Origin of the sequence: Paraburkholderia terrae, assembly GCF_002902925.1 — a bacterium.
Lineage (GTDB): Bacteria > Pseudomonadota > Gammaproteobacteria > Burkholderiales > Burkholderiaceae > Paraburkholderia > Paraburkholderia terrae.
In genome coordinates, this window is the sequence record NZ_CP026112.1 from 2,272,251 (window position 1) to 2,291,195 (window position 18,945).

The 18,945-nt window shown below is 62.2% G+C and carries 13 protein-coding genes; 3 read left to right on the forward strand and 10 right to left on the reverse strand.

All coding sequences use genetic code 11. From position 1 onward, the window contains the following. Positions 1–35 precede the first annotated feature (35 nt). On the reverse strand, positions 36–890 hold the full coding sequence (locus C2L65_RS26415; protein WP_042306526.1) for an alpha/beta hydrolase: 855 nt from the start codon (positions 888–890) through the stop codon (positions 36–38). A gap of 197 nt (positions 891–1,087) precedes the next feature. Between C2L65_RS26415 and C2L65_RS26420 the strand changes: the two genes are divergently transcribed. Both C2L65_RS26420 and C2L65_RS26425 read left to right on the forward strand, forming a co-directional pair. Next, positions 1,088–2,092: a LysR family transcriptional regulator gene (locus tag C2L65_RS26420; RefSeq protein ID WP_042306527.1), complete on the forward strand. Its 1,005-nt coding sequence runs from the start codon at positions 1,088–1,090 to the stop codon at positions 2,090–2,092. A 178-nt stretch (positions 2,093–2,270) separates the two neighbouring features. Next, positions 2,271–2,579 (forward strand): DUF4148 domain-containing protein, encoded by a 309-nt coding sequence (locus C2L65_RS26425; RefSeq protein ID WP_042306528.1) that lies wholly within the window; start codon positions 2,271–2,273, stop codon positions 2,577–2,579. A 202-nt stretch (positions 2,580–2,781) separates the two neighbouring features. On the opposite strand, the gene C2L65_RS26430 is transcribed toward C2L65_RS26425, so the two are convergent. The 4 genes from C2L65_RS26430 to C2L65_RS26445 all read right to left on the reverse strand — a co-directional run bounded on the left by C2L65_RS26430 (position 2,782) and on the right by C2L65_RS26445 (position 11,106). Next, positions 2,782–3,849 carry a purine-nucleoside phosphorylase gene (locus C2L65_RS26430; RefSeq protein WP_042306529.1) on the reverse strand — a complete coding sequence of 356 codons (1,068 nt, stop codon included), beginning with the start codon at positions 3,847–3,849 and terminating at the stop codon, positions 2,782–2,784. A 247-nt stretch (positions 3,850–4,096) separates the two neighbouring features. Further along, positions 4,097–5,023 carry a cation diffusion facilitator family transporter gene (locus C2L65_RS26435; RefSeq protein WP_042306530.1) on the reverse strand — a complete coding sequence of 309 codons (927 nt, stop codon included), beginning with the start codon at positions 5,021–5,023 and terminating at the stop codon, positions 4,097–4,099. Between the two features lie 42 nt (positions 5,024–5,065). Continuing rightward, a complete protein-coding gene (gene selD / locus C2L65_RS26440) occupies positions 5,066–6,127 on the reverse strand; it encodes a selenide, water dikinase SelD (RefSeq protein WP_042306531.1) in 1,062 nt (353 codons plus the stop codon). A gap of 137 nt (positions 6,128–6,264) precedes the next feature. Continuing rightward, positions 6,265–11,106, reverse strand: a complete 4,842-nt coding sequence (locus tag C2L65_RS26445; protein ID WP_042306560.1) for an NAD-glutamate dehydrogenase — start codon at positions 11,104–11,106, stop codon at positions 6,265–6,267. Between the two features lie 521 nt (positions 11,107–11,627). Between C2L65_RS26445 and C2L65_RS26450 the strand changes: the two genes are divergently transcribed. After that, positions 11,628–13,070, forward strand: coding sequence for a tol-pal system YbgF family protein (locus C2L65_RS26450; RefSeq protein ID WP_042306532.1), 1,443 nt, complete (start codon positions 11,628–11,630; stop codon positions 13,068–13,070). Positions 13,071–13,150: 80 nt separating this feature from the next. On the opposite strand, the gene C2L65_RS26455 is transcribed toward C2L65_RS26450, so the two are convergent. The 5 genes from C2L65_RS26455 to C2L65_RS26475 all read right to left on the reverse strand — a co-directional run bounded on the left by C2L65_RS26455 (position 13,151) and on the right by C2L65_RS26475 (position 18,519). Beyond that, positions 13,151–14,650 carry a ribonuclease E domain-containing protein gene (locus tag C2L65_RS26455; RefSeq protein ID WP_042306533.1) on the reverse strand — a complete coding sequence of 500 codons (1,500 nt, stop codon included), beginning with the start codon at positions 14,648–14,650 and terminating at the stop codon, positions 13,151–13,153. 8 nt (positions 14,651–14,658) lie between these two features. Next, positions 14,659–15,384, reverse strand: a complete 726-nt coding sequence (locus C2L65_RS26460; protein ID WP_042306534.1) for a C39 family peptidase — start codon at positions 15,382–15,384, stop codon at positions 14,659–14,661. Between the two features lie 3 nt (positions 15,385–15,387). Then, positions 15,388–15,840, reverse strand: a complete 453-nt coding sequence (locus C2L65_RS26465; RefSeq protein ID WP_042306561.1) for a hypothetical protein — start codon at positions 15,838–15,840, stop codon at positions 15,388–15,390. A 202-nt stretch (positions 15,841–16,042) separates the two neighbouring features. Further along, the gene (locus tag C2L65_RS26470; protein WP_042306535.1) at positions 16,043–17,272 is read right to left on the reverse strand and encodes a hypothetical protein; all 1,230 of its coding nucleotides are present in this window, start codon (positions 17,270–17,272) and stop codon (positions 16,043–16,045) included. A gap of 17 nt (positions 17,273–17,289) precedes the next feature. Continuing rightward, entirely contained in the window at positions 17,290–18,519 is a 1,230-nt protein-coding gene (locus C2L65_RS26475) for a hypothetical protein (protein WP_042306536.1), read from the reverse strand. Between the last annotated feature and the right edge of the window lie 426 nt (positions 18,520–18,945).

Below are 18,945 nucleotides of genomic sequence, written 5' to 3' on the forward strand. Positions count from 1 at the left end.
AGACTCCGGATTTAATTTAGTTAATAGAAGTTTGTTTATCGGAGTGCGCGCTCATCGAAGCGCCACTGGAAGAATCGGACCGCCTCGAGCAACGCCGCCGGATGATTGGCCAGCGCCGCGTGCGACACGCTTGGGTAACGGACCACCTGCGTCTGCACGCCCGCATCGATCAGATTGCTGGCGTACTTCTCCGCTTCGACGTGCAGCACGTCGTTTTGCGCGGTGGCAATCAGCGTCGCGGGCAAGCCGGCGAGCCGCACCGACTCGAGCGGCGCCGCATACGGGTGGATGCGTTGCGCTGCCTGCGGCAGATACGCGCGATAACACGCCGCGCATTCGCTCGCTGTGATGTCCGAGCTCAGGCGCTTCTCGTCGCCGAGACGCGTGAGGCTCGGATCGAGCATCGGTCCGAACAAAGCCTGCGCATCGATCCGCACATCCCCGCGATCGCGGCCGATGAACGCAAGGCAATTGGCGAGCGAGCCACCCGCATCGTGGCCCGCTACGCCGATTTTTTTCGTGTTGCCGCCGAACGCCCGTGCGCGTGTCTGCACCCACAGCGCTGCACGGTGTGCATCTTCGGGCGCGGCGGGAAACGGAAACTGCGGCGCGAGCGAATAACCGACGGAAACGACGAGCGCCGGCGTGTGCTGCGCGAAATAGCGCGCGGCGTAGTCGGCTTCCTCGATCGAGCCGCGCACGAAACCGCCGCCGTGAAAATAGAGCAGGATCGGCAGACCGCTTTTGGCGGCGGCTCGCCGGTAAAGGCGCAGTGTGATGTCCTGTGCGTACCCTTCGATCCGCACGTCGGTGACGTCGAGTAACGCGGCGTTTTCGCCGAGGCTCGCGCCAGACGGGACAAAGGTGTGACGCGGGTTGAATGCATCCATGTCGGAACAGCGCAATGCGCGAAGCTATCGAATGGTGCGAATTGTGGGACCAGCAGACTTCCAAATAAATGCCTATAATCCGGCAACACAATTCGGAGCACCTGAACAATCGAATGACTTTATTCGGCGCCTCGGCCAATCGTTAAATGGCTGATGCGACTGCTTCACCAGTGCTCCGGCTCTTTCGGAGGTTTGCAATGGACCGACTTCAGGCCATGCAAGTGTTCACCCGGGTCGTCGACACCAACAGCTTCACCCGGGCTGCGGAAACGCTCGATCTACCCCGCGCTTCCGTCACGACGATCATTCAGAATCTCGAAGCGTTTCTCGGCACGCGCCTCTTGCATCGCACGACACGCCGTCTGTCGCTGACGCCGGACGGCGCTGCGTACTACGAGCGTTGCGTGCGCATTCTCGCGGACGTCGAAGAGACGGAACAGAGTTTCCAGAGCGGCAACAAGAAGCCGAATGGGAAGCTGCGCGTCGATATGCCGGGATCGATCGGCAGACTACTCGTGATTCCCGCGCTGTGCGAATTCCACACGAAGTACCCGGATATCGATCTGCAACTCGGCTTGTCCGACCGCCCTGTCGATCTTCTGCAGGAAGGTGTGGATTGCGTGGTGCGGGTCGGCGCGCTGCAGGATTCGTCATTGGTCGCACGCAGAATAGGGTTATTCGAAGGCGTAACGTGCGGGGCGCCCGCGTATATCGAACGCGCGGGCATTCCTCAGACGCTCGACGATCTCGAACAGCACAAGGCCGTCAATTATTTTTCGAGCCGGACTGGCCGCGTTATGGACTGGTCGTTTCTTGTCGACGGCAAGGAAGTCGAGGTGAAAATGAAGGGCGTAGTGTCCGTCAACGACGCGGACGCTTATGTGACGTGCGGACTCGAAGGCTTCGGCCTGATTCAGCCGCCGCTCTTCATGGTGCTGCCGCATTTGCGTTCGGGCCAGCTCGTCGAAGTGCTGCCCGACCTGAAACCGCTGCCGATGCCGATCTCCGCGGTGTATCCGCATAGCCGGCATCTGTCGTCGAAAGTGCGCGTATTCGTCGACTGGATTGCGGAGATTTTCGATCGCTGCCCGCTGCTGAGTGGCCGTGCAAGCCTCGACAAGACCTGCACGCAACGCACGTTCGAGCAGAAAGAGGCCGCGCCGGAATTCAAAACGCCGGTGATGTCGGAATGGGTCGCATAGGCTGCCAGGCCTTTGTTTAAGGGACGATCGCGGCATCACGCCGCGATTGTTCTGAAATTGCGACAATTCATTTCACGAAAGCCGGGTTTATCGCCCGCGCGTCAAAGCCTACATTTTACCCTGTCGCAACGCCGGACCACGACGGCGAAGCAAATGAATTAGACGATAGGAGTGAATCATGAAGCGCAATCTGCTGGCAGGTCTTGCTCTCTCGCTGCTCGTCAGCGCACCGGCATTTGCCGGCGGCGGCGGTGGCATTGGCCACGCTGGGTCGTATAACGATCAATGGTGGCAACACTCGGCTAACGCATCGGCACCGAAGTCTCGCGCAGAAGTGCGCGCGGAAGTCACCGACGCGTATCGCGACGGCACGCTGCCTTCGCTGAACAAGACCTCGTATCCGGAACAAGGATTGATTGGCCGCACGCAAGCTGCGCGCCTCGAAGCGCAAAGCGACGGTAGCGTGCGCGTCGCTCGCGGCCAGTAAGCATTACTTTATTTTGATCGCAGGAGTCAAACATGAGCCCATCGGAACTCGATGACTGGGCGGCGGACATTCCCGTCTGGACGCCCTATCGCTCGCATTAAGTGCGCGTTGGAAGATAGCGAAGTGTGTGAACTGCGCTCAATCGCATGAAAGCGATTGAGCGCTTTGCGTTGGTGCCGATTTAACGTTCTGCGCTATGCGATCAGCGATGCGGCACGCCGTTGCGCCATTCGCCCCAATGCGACACGATGTCCTGAACGAGTGGATTGCCCGCGCGGTACAGGTTCTCAAGCGCGATAGTGAAGCCACCTTGCGCAGCGTAGTTGAGCAGGTTGTCGGCGCTCGTCTGTCCATCATAAGGACGATCGAAATCCGAACCCGCACGCAATACCGCAACGCGATTCAAATCGACGCGATGCACGCTTGCAGCGCGCTTCAACGCTTCATAGGTCGAGTTGTCTTCCTGTTGCGTCGTGCAATAGACGCCCTTGCCGTCCGTGAGAATCTTCGTCCAGTCGCGCGCGCGTTCGCCCAGCTTCGTACCGGACCACCACGTATCGCCTGCTAGTGTGTCGCACTGAATGACCGTAGGCACATGATTGGCAGGCGCATAGTTGTATTTGGCGCGCGCTGCTTGCGCCTGCGCGTTGTCAGACAGCACGACGTTTTGCGACAATGCAAAAGCCACCTCGGCGAGGCGTGGATTCAACTTGAACACTTCGGTGCGGTAGTCGAGTGGCGGCTTCTCCGAAGGGCTTTTCGTATTGATGCCGAGATAGCCGGTGTTCCAGCCCGGCGGAATTTCGCGTCCGTCGATTTCCCATTGAATGCCGAAGTCGACAAGGTATTTGGCCCACGCAGCAGAGCCGACCGTACCTTGAATCGGATCGATGCCCGCAATGCCCGCCACCATGAAATAAGTGTGCCGCAAATCGAACCGCGACGAGAATGCGAGCGCCATGGTCGACGCGGCGGCATTCGTGTGGCCCATGCCCGTCGTCATTACGCAGATGTCCTGTCTGTTGCAATGGATATTCGGATAATCCGGCGAAAGACCCGCGACAGGAATGTCTTGCCACGGCCCGAGTTTATCGAGCCAAACCTGCCCTTCCGGTCCGAACATCGAAATGATCATCACCTTGACGGGCCGGCCGTGCGATTCGCCGTTGTCTTGCGCAAAGCTGTCGTCCTGCGCATTCGCCAATGGCGAGACCGCCGTGCATGCGGCCAGTGCCAGGGCCGTCAATGCGCCTACCGTGCGAGTTACCATGACAAGTCCTTTCTTTAAGCTTGTTAAAGGATTGGGAATGGAATGCATGCCCTCGCGTAACAGGGCGGAGCTAAGTATAGGCGGCGTCGAATTGTTTTCCATTAGCTAATTCCACTTGTCATTTCAAATAGCTGATTCGCATAAATCGAAAAAGAACTGCAATACGAAAAATGCATCAGAAACGAAAAGGCCCGCGAACGTCGCATCGAGTGCATCATTCGCGGGCCTTTGAGACAGGTATCAACGCTTAATCGAGAGACGACTCGGTTCGCACTCTCGGCACGTCCGGCTCGAAGAACACCCAACGCACTTGCGGAAAAGTCGCCTGCAAATCGGCTTCGACGATATTGATCGCGTCGACCATTGCACGGCCGCTGTCGTAGTCGATCATTTCGGCCTGCACCGCGACGACAACATGACGGCCCCACTGCAGCGTGATCAGATTGATGATGCTGCGTATCTCCTTGCGCGTGTGCAGATGCGCTTCGATTGCACGCCGCACTTCCGGGCTCGCGGATTCGCCGATAATCATCGACTTGACCTCGCGCGCCACCAGAACCGCAATCACCATCAGCAACACACCGACGCCGACGGAACCCCACGCGTCAAACACGGGATTGCCAGTGATCATCGTCATCAGCACGGCGACGAAGGCAATCGCGAGACCGAGCAGCGCGGCCACGTCTTCACCCGTGACGACGAGCAATTCCGATTCGCGCGTTTCGCGAAACCAACGCCACATCGACTTGTCGGGATTGGTTTTGCGGATTTCGCGGATTGCGCCCATCAGCGAAAAGGTTTCAAGCACTACCGAAACACCCAGCACGCCAAGCGCAATATAGGCATGCGACAACGGCTCATGCGCCATCAGACGATGCACACCCTCATACACAGAAAACACGCCGCCGACGAAGAACAGCAGCAGCGCGACGATCAGCGAGTAGAAATAGATTACGCGCCCCGCGCCGAGCGGATGCAACAGGCTTGCGGGACGACGCGCCTGCTTGAGGCCGAACAGCAGCAATACCTGGTTGCCGCAATCGGCCGTCGAGTGAATCGCCTCGGCGAACATCGAACCGGAACCCGTGAATGCCGCGGCCGCGAACTTGCAAACCGCAATGCCGAGATTCGCTGCCAGCGCGTAAAAAATGGCCTTCGGTGATTCTTCTTTCATAGGCTCTTCGAGTTGTCTTGATGCAATTGGAGTGAGAAAGAATTAAACGACTTCGACGCGCGGTGCGCCATCGTGCAATTCGCCGATTACCACCGCGCGATCGAAGCCGTCCGCGCGGAAGATCGCGAGCACGTCGTCGACGGCAGCGGGTGCGCACGACACCAGCAGGCCGCCCGAGGTCTGCGGATCGGTCAGCAACGCGCGTGCCGTGTCGGGCAGCGAATCCGCGAGACGCATGTCTTCGCCATACGAAGCCCAGTTGCGGCCCGACGCGCCCGTGATGACGCCCGCCGCCGCGAACGCATCGACACCTGCGATCCACGGCAGATCCGCGTAACGCACGCGCGCGGTCAGTTGCGCGCCGCGCGCGAGTTCCAGCGTATGGCCGAGCAGGCCAAAGCCCGTCACGTCCGTCATCGCGTGTACGCCTTCGAGTGCGGCCAGTTCCGTGCCCGGACGATTGAGCTTCGTGGTGGCCGCGATCATCGCGGCATAGCCTGCCGCGTCGAGCTGATTCTTCTTGAGCGCCGCCGACAGCACGCCGACGCCGAGCGGCTTGCCGAGCACGAGCAAGTCGCCGGCTTGCGCGGACGCATTGCGCTTCACGCGTTTCGGATGCACGACGCCGAGTGCGGCAAGACCGTAGATCGGCTCCACGGAGTCGATCGAATGACCGCCCGCGACGGGAATGCCCGCGTGCGCGCACACATCCTCGCCGCCGCGCAGCACGGCTGCGATCACATCGTGCGGCAACACGTTGATCGGCATGCCGACCAGCGCGAGCGCGAGAATCGGCTTTCCGCCCATCGCATAGACATCGGAGAGCGCGTTGGTTGCGGCGATGCGGCCGAAGTCGTACGGATCGTCGACGATCGGCATGAAGAAGTCGGTCGTCGCGATGATCGCCTGCTCGTCGTTCAGGCGATACACAGCAGCGTCATCCGAGGTTTCCGTGCCGACCAGCAGGTCCGGAAACGTTGGCATCGGCACGCTGCGCTTCAGAAGATCGGACAGCACGCCCGGCGCGATCTTGCAGCCGCAGCCGCCGCCGTGCGAAAGGCTCGTGAGTCGTGGGACGTTGGAACTGACAGCAGATTCGCTCATGATGGTGAGGTGCCGGTGGGTCGATAACGGCTATTATCCGGCAATCCGCGAAAGCGCTGTCGAACAGGTCGCGCAAAGAGAAACGCGCCCTCGTCTGTGTGACGACAGCGCGTTCCTTTGAAGGCAACCGCGCGCGTTTAGCGGCGTTCGAGCGTCGCCATCTCCCGCACGATCACGAGCAGCATCGACAGGGTCGCGCCGCCCGCCGCGCGCAAATCCGTCAGCAGTTGCGCATAGCGCGCGAGCGCGTTCTCGCGTTTTGCGCGCCACGCTTCCACGACGCCTTCCGCAGTCGTCGCCTCGGGCGCTTCCGTGAGCGCGCTCGTCGTCAGCACGCGCTTGAGTCGCGCAAGCTCGGCGAGCGCGGCGGCCCGCGCCATCACGTCCCAATGCGTCGATGTCGGCAGCGCCTCGGCGCGCTCGCCGATCCAGCCGTAGTTCAGTTGCGTGCCCAACGCGAAGTACACGCCTGCGACGAGTTCGAGCCCGCGATCGGTCGTCGCCGACACTTCCGCGATATCGAGTAGCGCAGCAGGTATGTCGCCGCTCGCGACGCGCACCGCCAGCTCGCTGTCGACGCCCGCATCGACGAGCACGCGCTGCCGCTCGGACAAGGCTTCGAGTTCCGCGCCGGGCAACAGCATCGGCAATTGCGGCGCGAGCCGTTGCGCGGCGTCGCGGCAGCGCGCAATCAGTTCCGCCACGCCGCCGTCCTTCACTTCGCCCGACTGCAGATGCCGCAGGAACCACAGCGCGGCGCGCTCCAACAGCTTCGTGATCTCGACGAACATGCGCGCCTGCACGTCGTCGGCGACGCGATTGTCGAGCGCGTCGATATTGCGCCACACCTCGTTGAGATCGAACACGTCACGCGCAATCATGCACGCGCGCACGATGTCGCCGGGCTTTCCGTCAGTCTCTTCCATCATCCGGTGTACGAACGCACAGCCGACGCGATTCACCAGCGCATTCGTCAAATGCGTCGCCAGAATCTCGCGGCGCAGCGGATGATGATGCATCGGCTCGCTGAAGCGCTGGCGCAACGGCTTCGGGAAGTACTCGGTCAGCATACCCGCCACCAGCGCATCTTCCGGCACGTCGGTTTCGAGCAGCGCATCGTAGAGCCACATCTTGCTATACGCGAGCAGCACCGCGCGCTCGGGCGAAGTCAAACCCTGTTTCGCGGCAAGACGTTCGTTGATCTCGTCTTCAGACGGGAGAAATTCGATCACGCGATTCAACCTTCCCGCGCGTTCGAGATAACGCATCATGCGCATTTCGGCGTCGAACAGTTCGGCCGCATAGCGGCCTGCAATCGACAACGCCTGGGTTTGATAATAATTGTCCTGCAATACCAGCAGGCCCACTTCCTCCGTCATTTCCGCGAGCAACGCATTGCGCTGCTTGTCCGTCATCTCGCCATCCGCGACGACGAGGCCGAGCAGAATCTTGATGTTCACTTCGTGGTCCGAGCAGTCGACGCCCGCGGAATTATCGATTGCATCGGTATTCATGCGGCCGCCGCGTTGCGCGAACTCGATGCGCCCGAGTTGCGTAAGACCCAGATTGCCGCCTTCCGCGACCACCTTACAACGCAGATCGCAACCGTTCACACGCACTGCGTCGTTGGCCTTGTCGCCGACCTGCGCATGCGTTTCCCGGCTCGCCTTCACATAGGTGCCGATGCCGCCGTTATAGAGCAGATCGACGGGCGCCTGAAGAATCGCGCGTACCAGTTCCGAGGGCGCGAGCGCGGCGGCCGTGATGCCGAGCATCGATTGCACGGCGGGCGAAAGCGGGATCGTCTTCGCAGTGCGCGCGAACACGCCGCCGCCTTGCGAAATCAGCGCAGGGTCGTAATCGGCCCAGCTCGAACGGTCCAGGTTGAAGAGCCGTTGACGTTCGGCGAAGCTCGTGGCGGGATCGGGGTTTGGGTCGAGGAACACATGCCGGTGATCGAACGCGGCGATCAGCCGAATATGCTGCGACAGCAGCATGCCATTGCCGAACACGTCGCCCGACATGTCGCCGACGCCGACCACCGTGAAGTCCATCGATTGCGTATCGACGCCCATTTCGCGGAAGTGGCGCTTCACCGACTCCCACGCGCCGCGCGCGGTGATGCCCATTTTCTTGTGGTCGTAGCCGACCGAGCCGCCCGATGCGAACGCGTCGTCGAGCCAGAAGCCGTATTCCTGCGAGATCGCGTTCGCGTAATCGGAGAACGTGGCCGTGCCCTTGTCGGCAGCGACGACGAGATACGGATCGTCGGGGTCGTGCCGCACGACGTCGGGCGGCGGCACGATCTGGCTACCCACGCGGTTGTCGGTGAGATCGAGCAGCCCGCGCAGGAACGTTTGATAGCACGCAACGCCCTCGCGCATCCAGGATTCGCGATCGGTCGGCGGCGGCGGATTCTTCACGACGAAACCGCCCTTCGATCCCACCGGCACGATCACGACGTTCTTCACCATCTGCGCCTTCATCAGACCTAGCACTTCCGTGCGGAAATCCTCGCGACGGTCGGACCAGCGCAAGCCGCCGCGCGCGACACGCCCGCCGCGCAGATGCACGCCTTCGACACGCGGCGAATACACCCAGATCTCGAACATCGGCTTCGGCTCGGGCAAGCCCGGCACTTTCGCGGGATCGAACTTGAACGACAGATATGGTTTCGGCTTGCCGCTCTCGTCGCGCCGGTAGTAGTTCGTGCGCTGCGTTGCGTTGATCACGCCGAGGAACTGGCGCAGGATACGGTCTTCATCGAGGTTCGGCACTTCGTCGAGCGCGCCTTCGATCGTCTTCAGCAGCCGTTCGACGCGCGTCTCGCGTGTCGTGGCAGGCGCGGGATCGGACCGCGCAATGAACAGTTCGACCAGCATCCGCGCGATGGCGGGGTTCCCCGTCAACGCACGCTCGATATACGCGTCGCTGAATGTGGAGCCCACCTGCCGCAGATACTTCGCGTAGGCCCGCAAGATGATCACTTCGCGCGCGCTCAGTTGCGCGCGCAGCACGAGGCGGTTGAAGTTGTCGTCTTCGATATCGCCGGTCCAGACGCGCTCGAACGCATCTTCGAACAGGCCCTTCACGCGCTCGATGTCGAACTCGGTGTCATCGGCCAGTTCGAGGCCGAAGTCGTGAATCCATGCGGGTGCGGCACCCGGCGCCTCGATCAGGTAAGGCCGCTCTTCGTCGACGCGCACGCCCAGATGTTCGAGCATCGGCAGACTGCGCGACAGCGCAATCGGATCGCCCACGCGATACACCTTGAAGCGGAACGCGCGTGGCCCCGCTTCAATCGGCCGGTACAGGTTCATCGCGATCTGCTCGGTGCCCTGCACGCGCTCGATCAGCTCGATATCGCGCACCGCCGTGCGCGCCGGATAGTCGTCGCGATAGCCGGCCGGAAACGAATCCGCATAGTGCTGCAACAGGCGGTTGCCCTGCTCTTCGCCGAACGCGTCGAGCAACGCGTCGGCGAGATCGTCCTGCCAGCGGCGCGACACCTGGATGAGCCGCTGTTCGAGTTCGCGCGTATCGACATCCGTCATCGCGCCCGGCTCCGCGTGAACGACGAAATGAATGCGCGCGAGCGCCGACTCGGACAGCAGCGGCGTGAACTCGACGTTCGTGCCGTTGAACGCGCTCATCAGCAGCCTGGCGATACGCCGGCGCAAGTCGGTGTTGTATTTGTCGCGCGGTACGAACGCGAGGCACGACACGAAGCGGTCGAAGCGGTCGCGCCGCACGAACATCCGCGTGCGCTGATGCTCCTGCAAGCGCAGCACGCCCATCGCCGTGTCGTAAAGTTCGTTCTCGTCGGCCTGGAAGAGTTCATCGCGTGGATACGTTTCCAGTACCGTCACCAACGATTTGCCGAGATGCCCCTTCGGCAGAAAACCCGCCCGCCGCACGATGTTCGCGCATTTGCGGCGCACGATCGGAATCTCCGAAGCGGACGCCGTATAAGCCGTCGACGTATACAGCCCGATAAAACGCCGCTCGCCGTTGATCTTGCCGTCCGGCCCGACGAGCTTCACGCCGACATAGTCGAGATAGCCGGGCCGATGCACCGTCGCGCGCGAATTGGCCTTGGTCAGAAAGATGGGCGTCGCGCCCGCGATGATATCGGCGGCGGCGGCCGGCAACGGCGTCACTTCAGACGCGCCCTGTGGCCGCAACGATTCGCGCAAGAGGCCGAAGCCCGAGCCCGGCACGCCGCGCAGACCATACTCGCCGTTATGCGTGACGAGTTCGTAATCGCGCTGGCCGAGAAACGTGAAGTGGTCCGCGACCATCCATTCGACGAACGCACGCGCTTCGACGCCTTCCGGGCTCGTCTCGCGGGCGGCCATGTCGCGGATCGTCGTGCGCGCTATCTCGACGATCTTCGGCCAGTCTTCAACGGAGGCACGCACATCGCCCAGTACCTTCGCGATCTCGTTGCGTAATGCATCGAGCTTCGCAGCATCGCCGCAGCGGTCCACTTCGAAATGAATGAACGACGCGAGTTGCGAACGGCCGTCGTCGCTCGATGCGCCACCGGGCGCGATGCGCTCAATGCCGCCGTCCTGGCCGCGCCATATGCGAAATACGGGGTGCAACACGGAGTGCAGTGACAGACCGAGACGGTTGACGGCCATTGAAACCGAGTCCACCAGAAACGGCATGTCGTCGTTGACGATCTCGATGACGGTGTGATCCGAGTGCCAGCCGTGCTGTTCGAGAATCGGGTTGTAGACGCGCAAACGTTCGCTGCCCGGCACGAAGCGTTGCGCCGTTTGCCAGTGCGCCATCGCGGCGCCGTAGAGATCGGCGATGCCGCGGCTTTGCAGATCGTCGGCATCGGCAAAGTCGTAGTAGTGACGCAGGAATGGCTCGACAGCTGCGAAAGCGGGCTCGGGCAATCGTCCTCGCGCGAATTCGACGACATCGTTGAGCAGATGGGCAACGGCTTCTTCGTTCTTCGCTTGCATGACGTCCTCCGCGACGGGCGACAATCGATTGCATAGACTGAAGCGCATTATGCACCCGTTGAGCAGAAACGGATTGTGCATGCGCACATCGCGCATGCTTGCTCGCGCCTGTGACAGAAGCGTGTCGATTGCAAGTACGCACAGCGGATCGCGCGTTGCAAAGCCCCATGAAAAATGCTTCGTTCTGTTGGCTAACCATCACAGGCCAGGGTTCTTCTTATTAGCTTATGTAGCAGCGATGCGTTAGGCTTTTATGGTCCGCGATAAAGCCATAGACGGTCATTTTTTTAAAGGTTTTATTGCGGATGCATGAACACAAGTTGGAAATAGATACCAATAGCGAATCACGGTTCCAATACCGATTCCATTCGCGAGCATGGAGACGCTCTTGTGTCGCGTAAAGCGGTCATTCGAAGGGGTTGCTTCATGCCCAGCACAACGACTCGACGTGTCGATGCCGCTGGCCTGTTGTCGAGGTGTACCGGGGTAGAACCTGCAAGCCTGACATGGAGAACAGACCCATGAAGCGCGAGCCATTTCGACATGTGCGGACGATCAGTTACGCAACGATGCTTCTCTTTTACGTTGAAGCTCATGCGCAATCGCTTCAAGATCAAACCGCACAAGAAAATATCGCAACCCTTCGCCAGGAACTGAACAACCGTATCAAGGAACTCGATGCACTAAAGCGTAAAATCGCGGAAGAAGAAGCGCAATTCCAGCAATTGAGCAAGGCACTCGATTCACGCATGCTCGACGTGACGCGCGGCACCGGCCAGCCCGGCTCGGGCGCAGCGCCCGCCACCGGCATTGCGCAGAGCGCGACGCCAGCCGGCACTGCAGACGCCGCACCCAATGCCGCCGACGCCGCAACGGCAGGTGCGGCAGCTGGCGCAACAGCCGGCGCCGCGACAGGCGCAGCACCCGCGCCTGTGATCAACATGGCGCAAAACGCAGGCGGCGAGCAACAGGTCCAGCCTGTTGGCCAGGCGCCTATCCCCGACACCGCGCCGCCCGCCGTCGCGCCGATCTTCGATCAGCCCGGCGTGCTCACGCCGAAGAACAAGTTCGTGCTCGAACCTTCGTTCCAGTTCGGCTATTCGTCGTCGGACCGTGTCGCGCTGGTTGGCTATACGATCATTCCCGCCTTGCTGATCGGCCTGATCGACGTGCGCGAGATCAAGTCGAACGTGCTGACGGCCGGCGTTGCCGCGCGTTACGGCATTACGAACCGGATGGAAGTCGAAGTGCGCGTGCCGTATGTCTATTCGACCAACGACACCGTCAGCCGCGAGATCTTCACGGGCTCGGCGCAGGACAACGTCTTCGGTAGCAGCGGCCACGGCATCGGCGACGTCGAAATGACGATGCGCTACCAGCTGAACGAGGGCGGCCCGGATAAGTTCTATTACATCGGCTGGCTGCGCTTCAAGACGGCCACGGGCAAGAGCCCGTTCGACGTCGTGACCGATTGCGTGACGCGCTGCATCGGCAATACGACGGGGACGGGCCTGCCGCTCGAACAGCCGACGGGCACCGGTTTCTATGCGATCCAGCCGGGTCTCACGTGGCTGTTCCCGAGCGACCCGGTCGTGTTCTTCGGCAACTTCAGCTACTTGCACAGCTTTGCCCGCAGCGACCTGAGCCTGCACATCCTGAACGGCGAGACCGATTTCGTCGGCAAGATCCAGCCAGGCGATATCTATGGCTTCAATATCGGCATGGGCCTCGCGCTGAACGAAAAGGCTTCGTTCAGTATCGGCTATGACCAGAGCATCGTGCTGCCGACCAAGCAGAACGGATCGACCGTGCCAGGTTCGGTGCGCGTGATACTCGGCACGCTGCTCGTCGGCTACTCGTACCGCCTCACGCCGAAGACGACGCTCAACTTCTCGCTCGGCGCCGGCCTCACGCGCGACACGCCGGATCTCACGCTGACGTTCCGCATGCCGATCCAGTTCTAACCTGGTTCCCTCGCAACGTCTCTATCGAAACAAAAACTCGCGACGCCTCCCCAGCGTCGCGAGTTTCTTTTTTCAGGCTTCTATCTGGGCCGGACTGAATTCATCAATGCATTGTTCAAGGTCGCGCCCAGATTCATGCTCTTGAATAACCCCAACGAATTGACCGATGCATTGATCGTCGTCAGCGCCTGAATGTTCTGGTTGCTGAGCGTGTTCTGGATCACCGCGCCCGACAGGCCCTGCACCGAGCCCTGCTGCGCTATATTGCCGCCACCGTTTTGCAGCAGCGACCCGATGTTCGCCGCGGCGAGCGATTGTGCCTGCTGCGTCGTCATGTTGCTCAGGTCCGGAATGTTGAAGCTGGTCTGCGTGACGAGATTGCCGTTCACGACTGCCATCCTCGACACACCGAACGAGATCTTCAGGCCGTTTGCCACATCGAAGCCGCCGCGCATCGTGTCGAGTTTTTCTTCGCTGATGGCGACTGTCGTTTTCGATGACCAGTTCGGATCTTCTGTGTCCGCTCTTGCTTTGACTTCGTGACCGCGGTCGGGGGGCGTGTCGTTGCGCGACGCTTGAGGCACGGCAATGGGCGCCGCATACGAAAGCGGCGCTTTGACCTGTGCCTGCGCGGGCGGCGCGGCGCGTTCTTTGATCTGCGGTTGCTCGGCTGTTTGCACCGATGTATTTGTCGAAGCCGTCGAATCGTTCTGCACGCTCTTTGCCGTCTGCGAAACAGGCACGGCAATGGGCCTCGCATACGAAACCGGCGGCTTGACGATCACGCGTTCATTCGCAACCGGCGCTTCATGCGCGGGCGACACGGGGGGCGGTGTCGGCGTTGCATCGAGAGTCAGTTGTTCATGCCGCATCAATTGCGCTTGCGCGCGTTCTTCTACCTGCTGTGCGCGTGGCGCTTCGGCCTTTTCGGTCTTTTCAGTGTTTTCACCTTTGCGCGCGGCAACCGCGATCGGTGCCGCATACGACACCGGAAGCGGTTTGACGGGCGCTTCGGCTTCTTGCGCGAGTGCGGGCGCTGCGGGCGCTACGGCCGCGGTTACGTCGGCCGCATCCTGGTGTTCAACCGCATCGCGCTGTGCGAGCACATCGTTTTCTTGCGGAGACGAAGACGAAGACGGCGTCGACGAAGCATCGACTGCATACAGCGCTTCGTTGATGACGGCTTCGTTCGTTACGCGGCTCGCTTCGTCATTCGTATCCTGCTTTGCCGCGCTATCCGCTTCGTCAGCAGATTCCTGGCGCGGTGTCGCGACGGCAATCGGCGCCGCGTACGACACGGGCGCGTGACGCATGCCATCGGCGTCGCCATCGTCGGAAAATGCGCGCGGCTTTTGCGTGGACAATGCATCGACGACAGCCTGCGTAATGGCATCCGTCGCATCCGCCAAAGGCGCCGCGTCGCGCAACACCAACGGCTCGACCGCTGCGCCCGCGACATCCGGCGCGACCACCGGCGCCGCGGCAGGCGCGCCCTGTTCGAACGCGTGTGCGCCGAACGTCACCATCGAACCACATACCATCGTGGCAATGCCGGCGAGTTTTCGGGTCTCGGTTCTCATGATGGCCCTCAGAAATCACTCGCGCCATGCTTCGGCATGACGGTGAAGAACAGACCATCGCGATTGACGCCCGTATAGAGCGGCGCGGGCGGCGCGACTCGCCAGTCGACGGGATCGTTGAAGACCCCGACGCCAGGTTTGTTATGGATGACGAACAGGACCTGGTCTTCCCATTTCGCCTGGAAACTCTTCAACGGCATGGGACGCGTGCCTGTTGCGGGATCGCCGATCAGCACGCGGTCGTTCTTCAACCCTTTCACCACGACAAAATGGTGATAGCCGCTTTCGCTGATCAGCACGATCGCGGGCGTGTTGGTTTCGACGAGCTTTTGCAGCGGCAGCTCATAACCGTCCGCGATAAACCCGCGCCGCTCGAGAAAGCGCTTGATGTCGAGCAACGAGAAGCCCTCAGTGCGGATCTTCGCCTGATCGCCGTTCTCGAACATCTCCTGGAATGCGGTCTGCTCGCTCACCGGATAGTTGTATTGAAACGTGAGCAGCGTCGCCACGGCAGCGGACCCGCAACTGAAGTCGAACTGCTGCTTGATGGTGCGCTTGAAGCGAGCCTCTTTCAGGCTCGTGACGTGCATCGCGTAACCGGCGCCCGACGGCTCGTAGATCGTAATGGGGTCGGCGCGCGCCGGGGTTGCCGCCGTCAACGCGCACGCAAGCAGCCACGCGGCTCCATGAAAGGCTCCATGAAAGGTTCCCTGAAGGGCTCCATGAAGTTTCATCGCTCATTCCCCGAAGCGCACGTTGACGATCGTCGCGTTCTGGATCAGCACGTTCGCGCCCGTGTTCTGTATCACGGTCGGCAAGCCGCTCGCGTTCGAGAACGAGCCACCCGTGATCATGTTCGACCCGGTGTCCACGTTGCGCGCGGTATTGTTCGCGACCGTGCCGCGCAGGTTCATGTCGTTGAAGACGGCTTCGCCGCCGCGATGCGCATCGAGCTGCTCGGCCGACATCGCGACACCGAAGGTCGCGTCGGCGGGCGCCGGTGCAGGGGATGCGGCAGCTGTCGGGGCCTTCAGCGCACTCACGTTGGGAGCGGCTGACACAACGGGAGCGATCGACGTATCCGCTTGCACGGGAGAACGCAGTTCGCCGGCAAAAACATAGGCTGCAAAGCAAGGCAGTCCGATAACGACAGGCAGTACCACCTTCGCAATGCGTTTGAACGCCTGCATGGTTGTCTCCTGGTGCTTCGCCGATCCGTGCTGCAACGGCCTTGCGGCGCGCGCGGCAGCGTCCGGCGAGGTGCGATTTGTGCGACCTTCGCCCAGCGCGCCTACCCCGTGCGCCGGAACGATGGAACAGGAGCCGTGGAGCGCGAACGCCCCACGGCACATCACACAACGACTTATCGACGCTAACTGTCCTTCACGTCAGTTAGCGGCCGACAGCCAGGTTTGCCTGCACTGTGACAGCCTGCTGTACGAGCGACGCCATACCGCTGTTCTGGTTCAGAACCATCACGCCAGCTGCCGACTGAGCCGCGCTCGCCATGTTGTTCGACATGTCGAATGAGCCCGTCGTCATCGTGACGGTTCCACCAGCGCCGCCTGCACCGCCTGCGCCACCTGTGCCTGCTGCACCGGCTCCAGCCGAAGCCGTCGCCGCACCGCCTGCACCACCCGCTGCACCTGCTCCGCCCGTTGCTGCGCCGCCATTGCCAGCCGTCGACGTCGCTGCGCCGCCGTCACCCGCTGACGCCGTGCCTGCGCCGCCTGCACCTGCCGTCGACGTCGCCGCGCCGCCCGTGCCCGAGCCTGCGCCGCCCGATGCCGTCGCTGCGCCGCCCGTCGCGGTCGCCGCGCCAGCCGTGGCTGCGCCGCCCGTGCCGCTACCCGAAGCGGTTGCCGTGCCGCTGCCCGAGCCGCTGCCCGAGCCCGACGCTGCGCCGCTGTTCGAGGTGGCCGTGCCGCCGCCGCCGCCCGCACGTGAGGACAGATCGCCGCTGCCGGCTGCGCCAAGCCCGAGACCCGCTCCAGCGCCGACTGCCGCGCCCTTGCCGCTGCCGTAGCCGCCGTAGGCAAGCGTGCCTGCTCCTGCACTGCCGCCCTTCGCGCCAGCGTCACCGCCGCTGCCGTAGCCCTTGCCGCCGGATGCCTTCGACCAGCCGCCATCGCCGCCCGACGCCTTCGCGTAGCCGCCATCGCCACCCGATGCCTTCGACCAGCCGCCGTCGCCGGCAATGGCGCGACCGCCATTGCCGCCGTCGCCGCCATAGCCACCGCCAGCGCCGGCGCTTCCGCCCTTGCCGCCGATGCCCTTGGCGCCGTCGCCGCCCTTGCCGCCATTGACGTTGCCGTAGTTGGTCGCGACATTGCCGATGCCAGTGACCCTCACATGGCTCACGGTGCCGTCAAGCTTGCTGACGGCCACTGTCTTCGTGTTGTTCCATGAGTCCTGCGAGACCTTCGAGTGTCCCGTCACTTCGTTGACGTTGTTGCCCGTCGTGCTGCCTTGGGTCGACGACGCCGTGTTCGACAGGGAGTTATCGCCACTGCCCGACTTCTGGTTGCACGAGTAGTCGCCATTCGCGCAGGGGTTGGCCATCGCATAGCCGCTAAAGCCCAGCGCGACGATGGCTGCTGATGCCAAAAGTGTCTTACGCATGAAAGCCTCCTATTGGATTAACGGCCAACGCTCAGGTTTGCCTGAACGGTGACGGCCTGTTGCACCAGCGATGCCATGCCGCTGTTCTGGTTCGCGACCAGAATGCCGGCTGCCGACTGAGCGACGCTCGTCATGGTGTTGGCCATGCTGAAGTCACCCGTGCCGACGCCGATCGCGCCACCTGCACCGCCTGCAGCGCCTGCGCCGCCCGTGCCCGCGCCGCCGGCCGCTGCCGTCGCCGTGGCTGCTGCGCCTGCGCCGCCTGCACCGCCTGCGCCGCCCGCTGCATCGCCGCCGTTACCGGCCGTCGAGCCAGCCGTGCCGCCTGCACCTGCCGTAGCCGTCGCTGCGCCGCCTGCACCTGCCGTCGACGTCGCTGCGCCGCCTGAGCCTGTGCCTGCGCCGCCCGTAGCGGTGCCCGTTCCAGCCGTAGCCGTTGCTGCGCCAGACGTGCCTGCGCCGCCCGTGCCCGTACCCGTGCCCGAGCCGCTCGCCGTTGCCGTGCCCGTACCCGTGCCCGTCGCTGCGCCGCTCGCCGACGATGCGCTGCCGCCACCGCCATTGGCCTTCGAGTGCACATCGCCGCTGCCTGCGAGCCCAGCGCCCGCACCGAGCGCGAGACCTGCGCCCTTGCCGGAGCCGTGTCCGTCGCCGCCTGCCGCTGCCGATCCAGCGTACGCGCTGCCGCCCTTGGCCCATGCGTCGCCGCCACTACCAGAGCCCTTGCCACCGTAGGCCTTGGAATTGCCGCCGTCGCCGGCATAGGCCTTGGCGTTGCCGCCATCGCCAGCCGATGCCCTGGAGTTGCCGCCGTCGCCAGCTATGGCCTTGCCGCCATTGCCGCCGTAGCCGCCGTCGCCGCCGATCGCCAATGCACTGCCACCCTTGCCGCCTATGCCTTTCGCGCCGCTGCCGCCGCGTCCGCCGTTCGCATTGCCGTCGTTATAGGCATGGTTGCCAATGCCATAAACGCTTACGCCCGATACAGACCCGGACAGACGGCTCACTGCGACGATCTTGGTGCTGTTGAACGAATCTTGCGCGACCCTCGCACCCGTCGTAATTTCATTTGCGTTGTTGCCCGTGGTGCTGGTTTGAGCGGATGTCGCCGAGTTTGTCGATGTGTTGCTCCCGCTGTATGACTTCTGGTTGCAGGATGAATCGCTATCACTGCATGGGTTTGCCATTGCGTAGCCGCTGCAGCCCAAGGCGATGACTGCTGCGGACGCCAGTAGAGTTTTGCGCATGGAATCCTCCTGGAGGAGATGGGGGGCGGGCTGGCAGACTGCACCAATCCGGCTCGCCGTGTCGCATAGGCGATGCCATGCATGTAAGGCATTGAAATATAAAGAAATTTCACATTTCCCGTGATGCGGGATGGAAAGATGAGGGTAATTACCTACGTTTTATGTTTCGCGTTTGAAACGCATAAACCGGCATTGCACCGGTTTCCCAAAATGAGGGGTTTTACAATCGCTTTTAATTCAAACGATTAGCGAACAATACTAAGAAGAAACCCGAGATTTTAAAAACGTTTCTTTTTTGACGGGCGCGATTCTTGAGTGCCAGGATAATCCACCCCGGAACCCCCGCGATTCTTCGATAAAGGCCGTTAGTGGCCTTGCGCACCATGGGTTTGCGCCAGATTGGCGCTGGCGACACACAGCGCATTG

Excerpts from the sequence above, each read along its gene's own strand:
- C2L65_RS26450 (WP_042306532.1), top strand. The coding sequence starts at position 11,628 with ATGAAGCGCGAGCCATTTCGACATGTGCGGACGATCAGTTACGCAACG.
- C2L65_RS26455 (WP_042306533.1), bottom strand. The coding sequence starts at position 14,650 with ATGAGAACCGAGACCCGAAAACTCGCCGGCATTGCCACGATGGTATGT.
- C2L65_RS26430 (WP_042306529.1), bottom strand. The coding sequence starts at position 3,849 with ATGGTAACTCGCACGGTAGGCGCATTGACGGCCCTGGCACTGGCCGCA.
- selD (WP_042306531.1), bottom strand. The coding sequence starts at position 6,127 with ATGAGCGAATCTGCTGTCAGTTCCAACGTCCCACGACTCACGAGCCTT.
- C2L65_RS26470 (WP_042306535.1), bottom strand. The coding sequence starts at position 17,272 with ATGCGTAAGACACTTTTGGCATCAGCAGCCATCGTCGCGCTGGGCTTT.
- C2L65_RS26460 (WP_042306534.1), bottom strand. The coding sequence starts at position 15,384 with ATGAAACTTCATGGAGCCCTTCAGGGAACCTTTCATGGAGCCTTTCAT.
- C2L65_RS26425 (WP_042306528.1), top strand. The coding sequence starts at position 2,271 with ATGAAGCGCAATCTGCTGGCAGGTCTTGCTCTCTCGCTGCTCGTCAGC.
- C2L65_RS26475 (WP_042306536.1), bottom strand. The coding sequence starts at position 18,519 with ATGCGCAAAACTCTACTGGCGTCCGCAGCAGTCATCGCCTTGGGCTGC.
- C2L65_RS26415 (WP_042306526.1), bottom strand. The coding sequence starts at position 890 with ATGGATGCATTCAACCCGCGTCACACCTTTGTCCCGTCTGGCGCGAGC.
- C2L65_RS26465 (WP_042306561.1), bottom strand. The coding sequence starts at position 15,840 with ATGCAGGCGTTCAAACGCATTGCGAAGGTGGTACTGCCTGTCGTTATC.
- C2L65_RS26445 (WP_042306560.1), bottom strand. The coding sequence starts at position 11,106 with ATGCAAGCGAAGAACGAAGAAGCCGTTGCCCATCTGCTCAACGATGTC.
- C2L65_RS26420 (WP_042306527.1), top strand. The coding sequence starts at position 1,088 with ATGGACCGACTTCAGGCCATGCAAGTGTTCACCCGGGTCGTCGACACC.
- C2L65_RS26435 (WP_042306530.1), bottom strand. The coding sequence starts at position 5,023 with ATGAAAGAAGAATCACCGAAGGCCATTTTTTACGCGCTGGCAGCGAAT.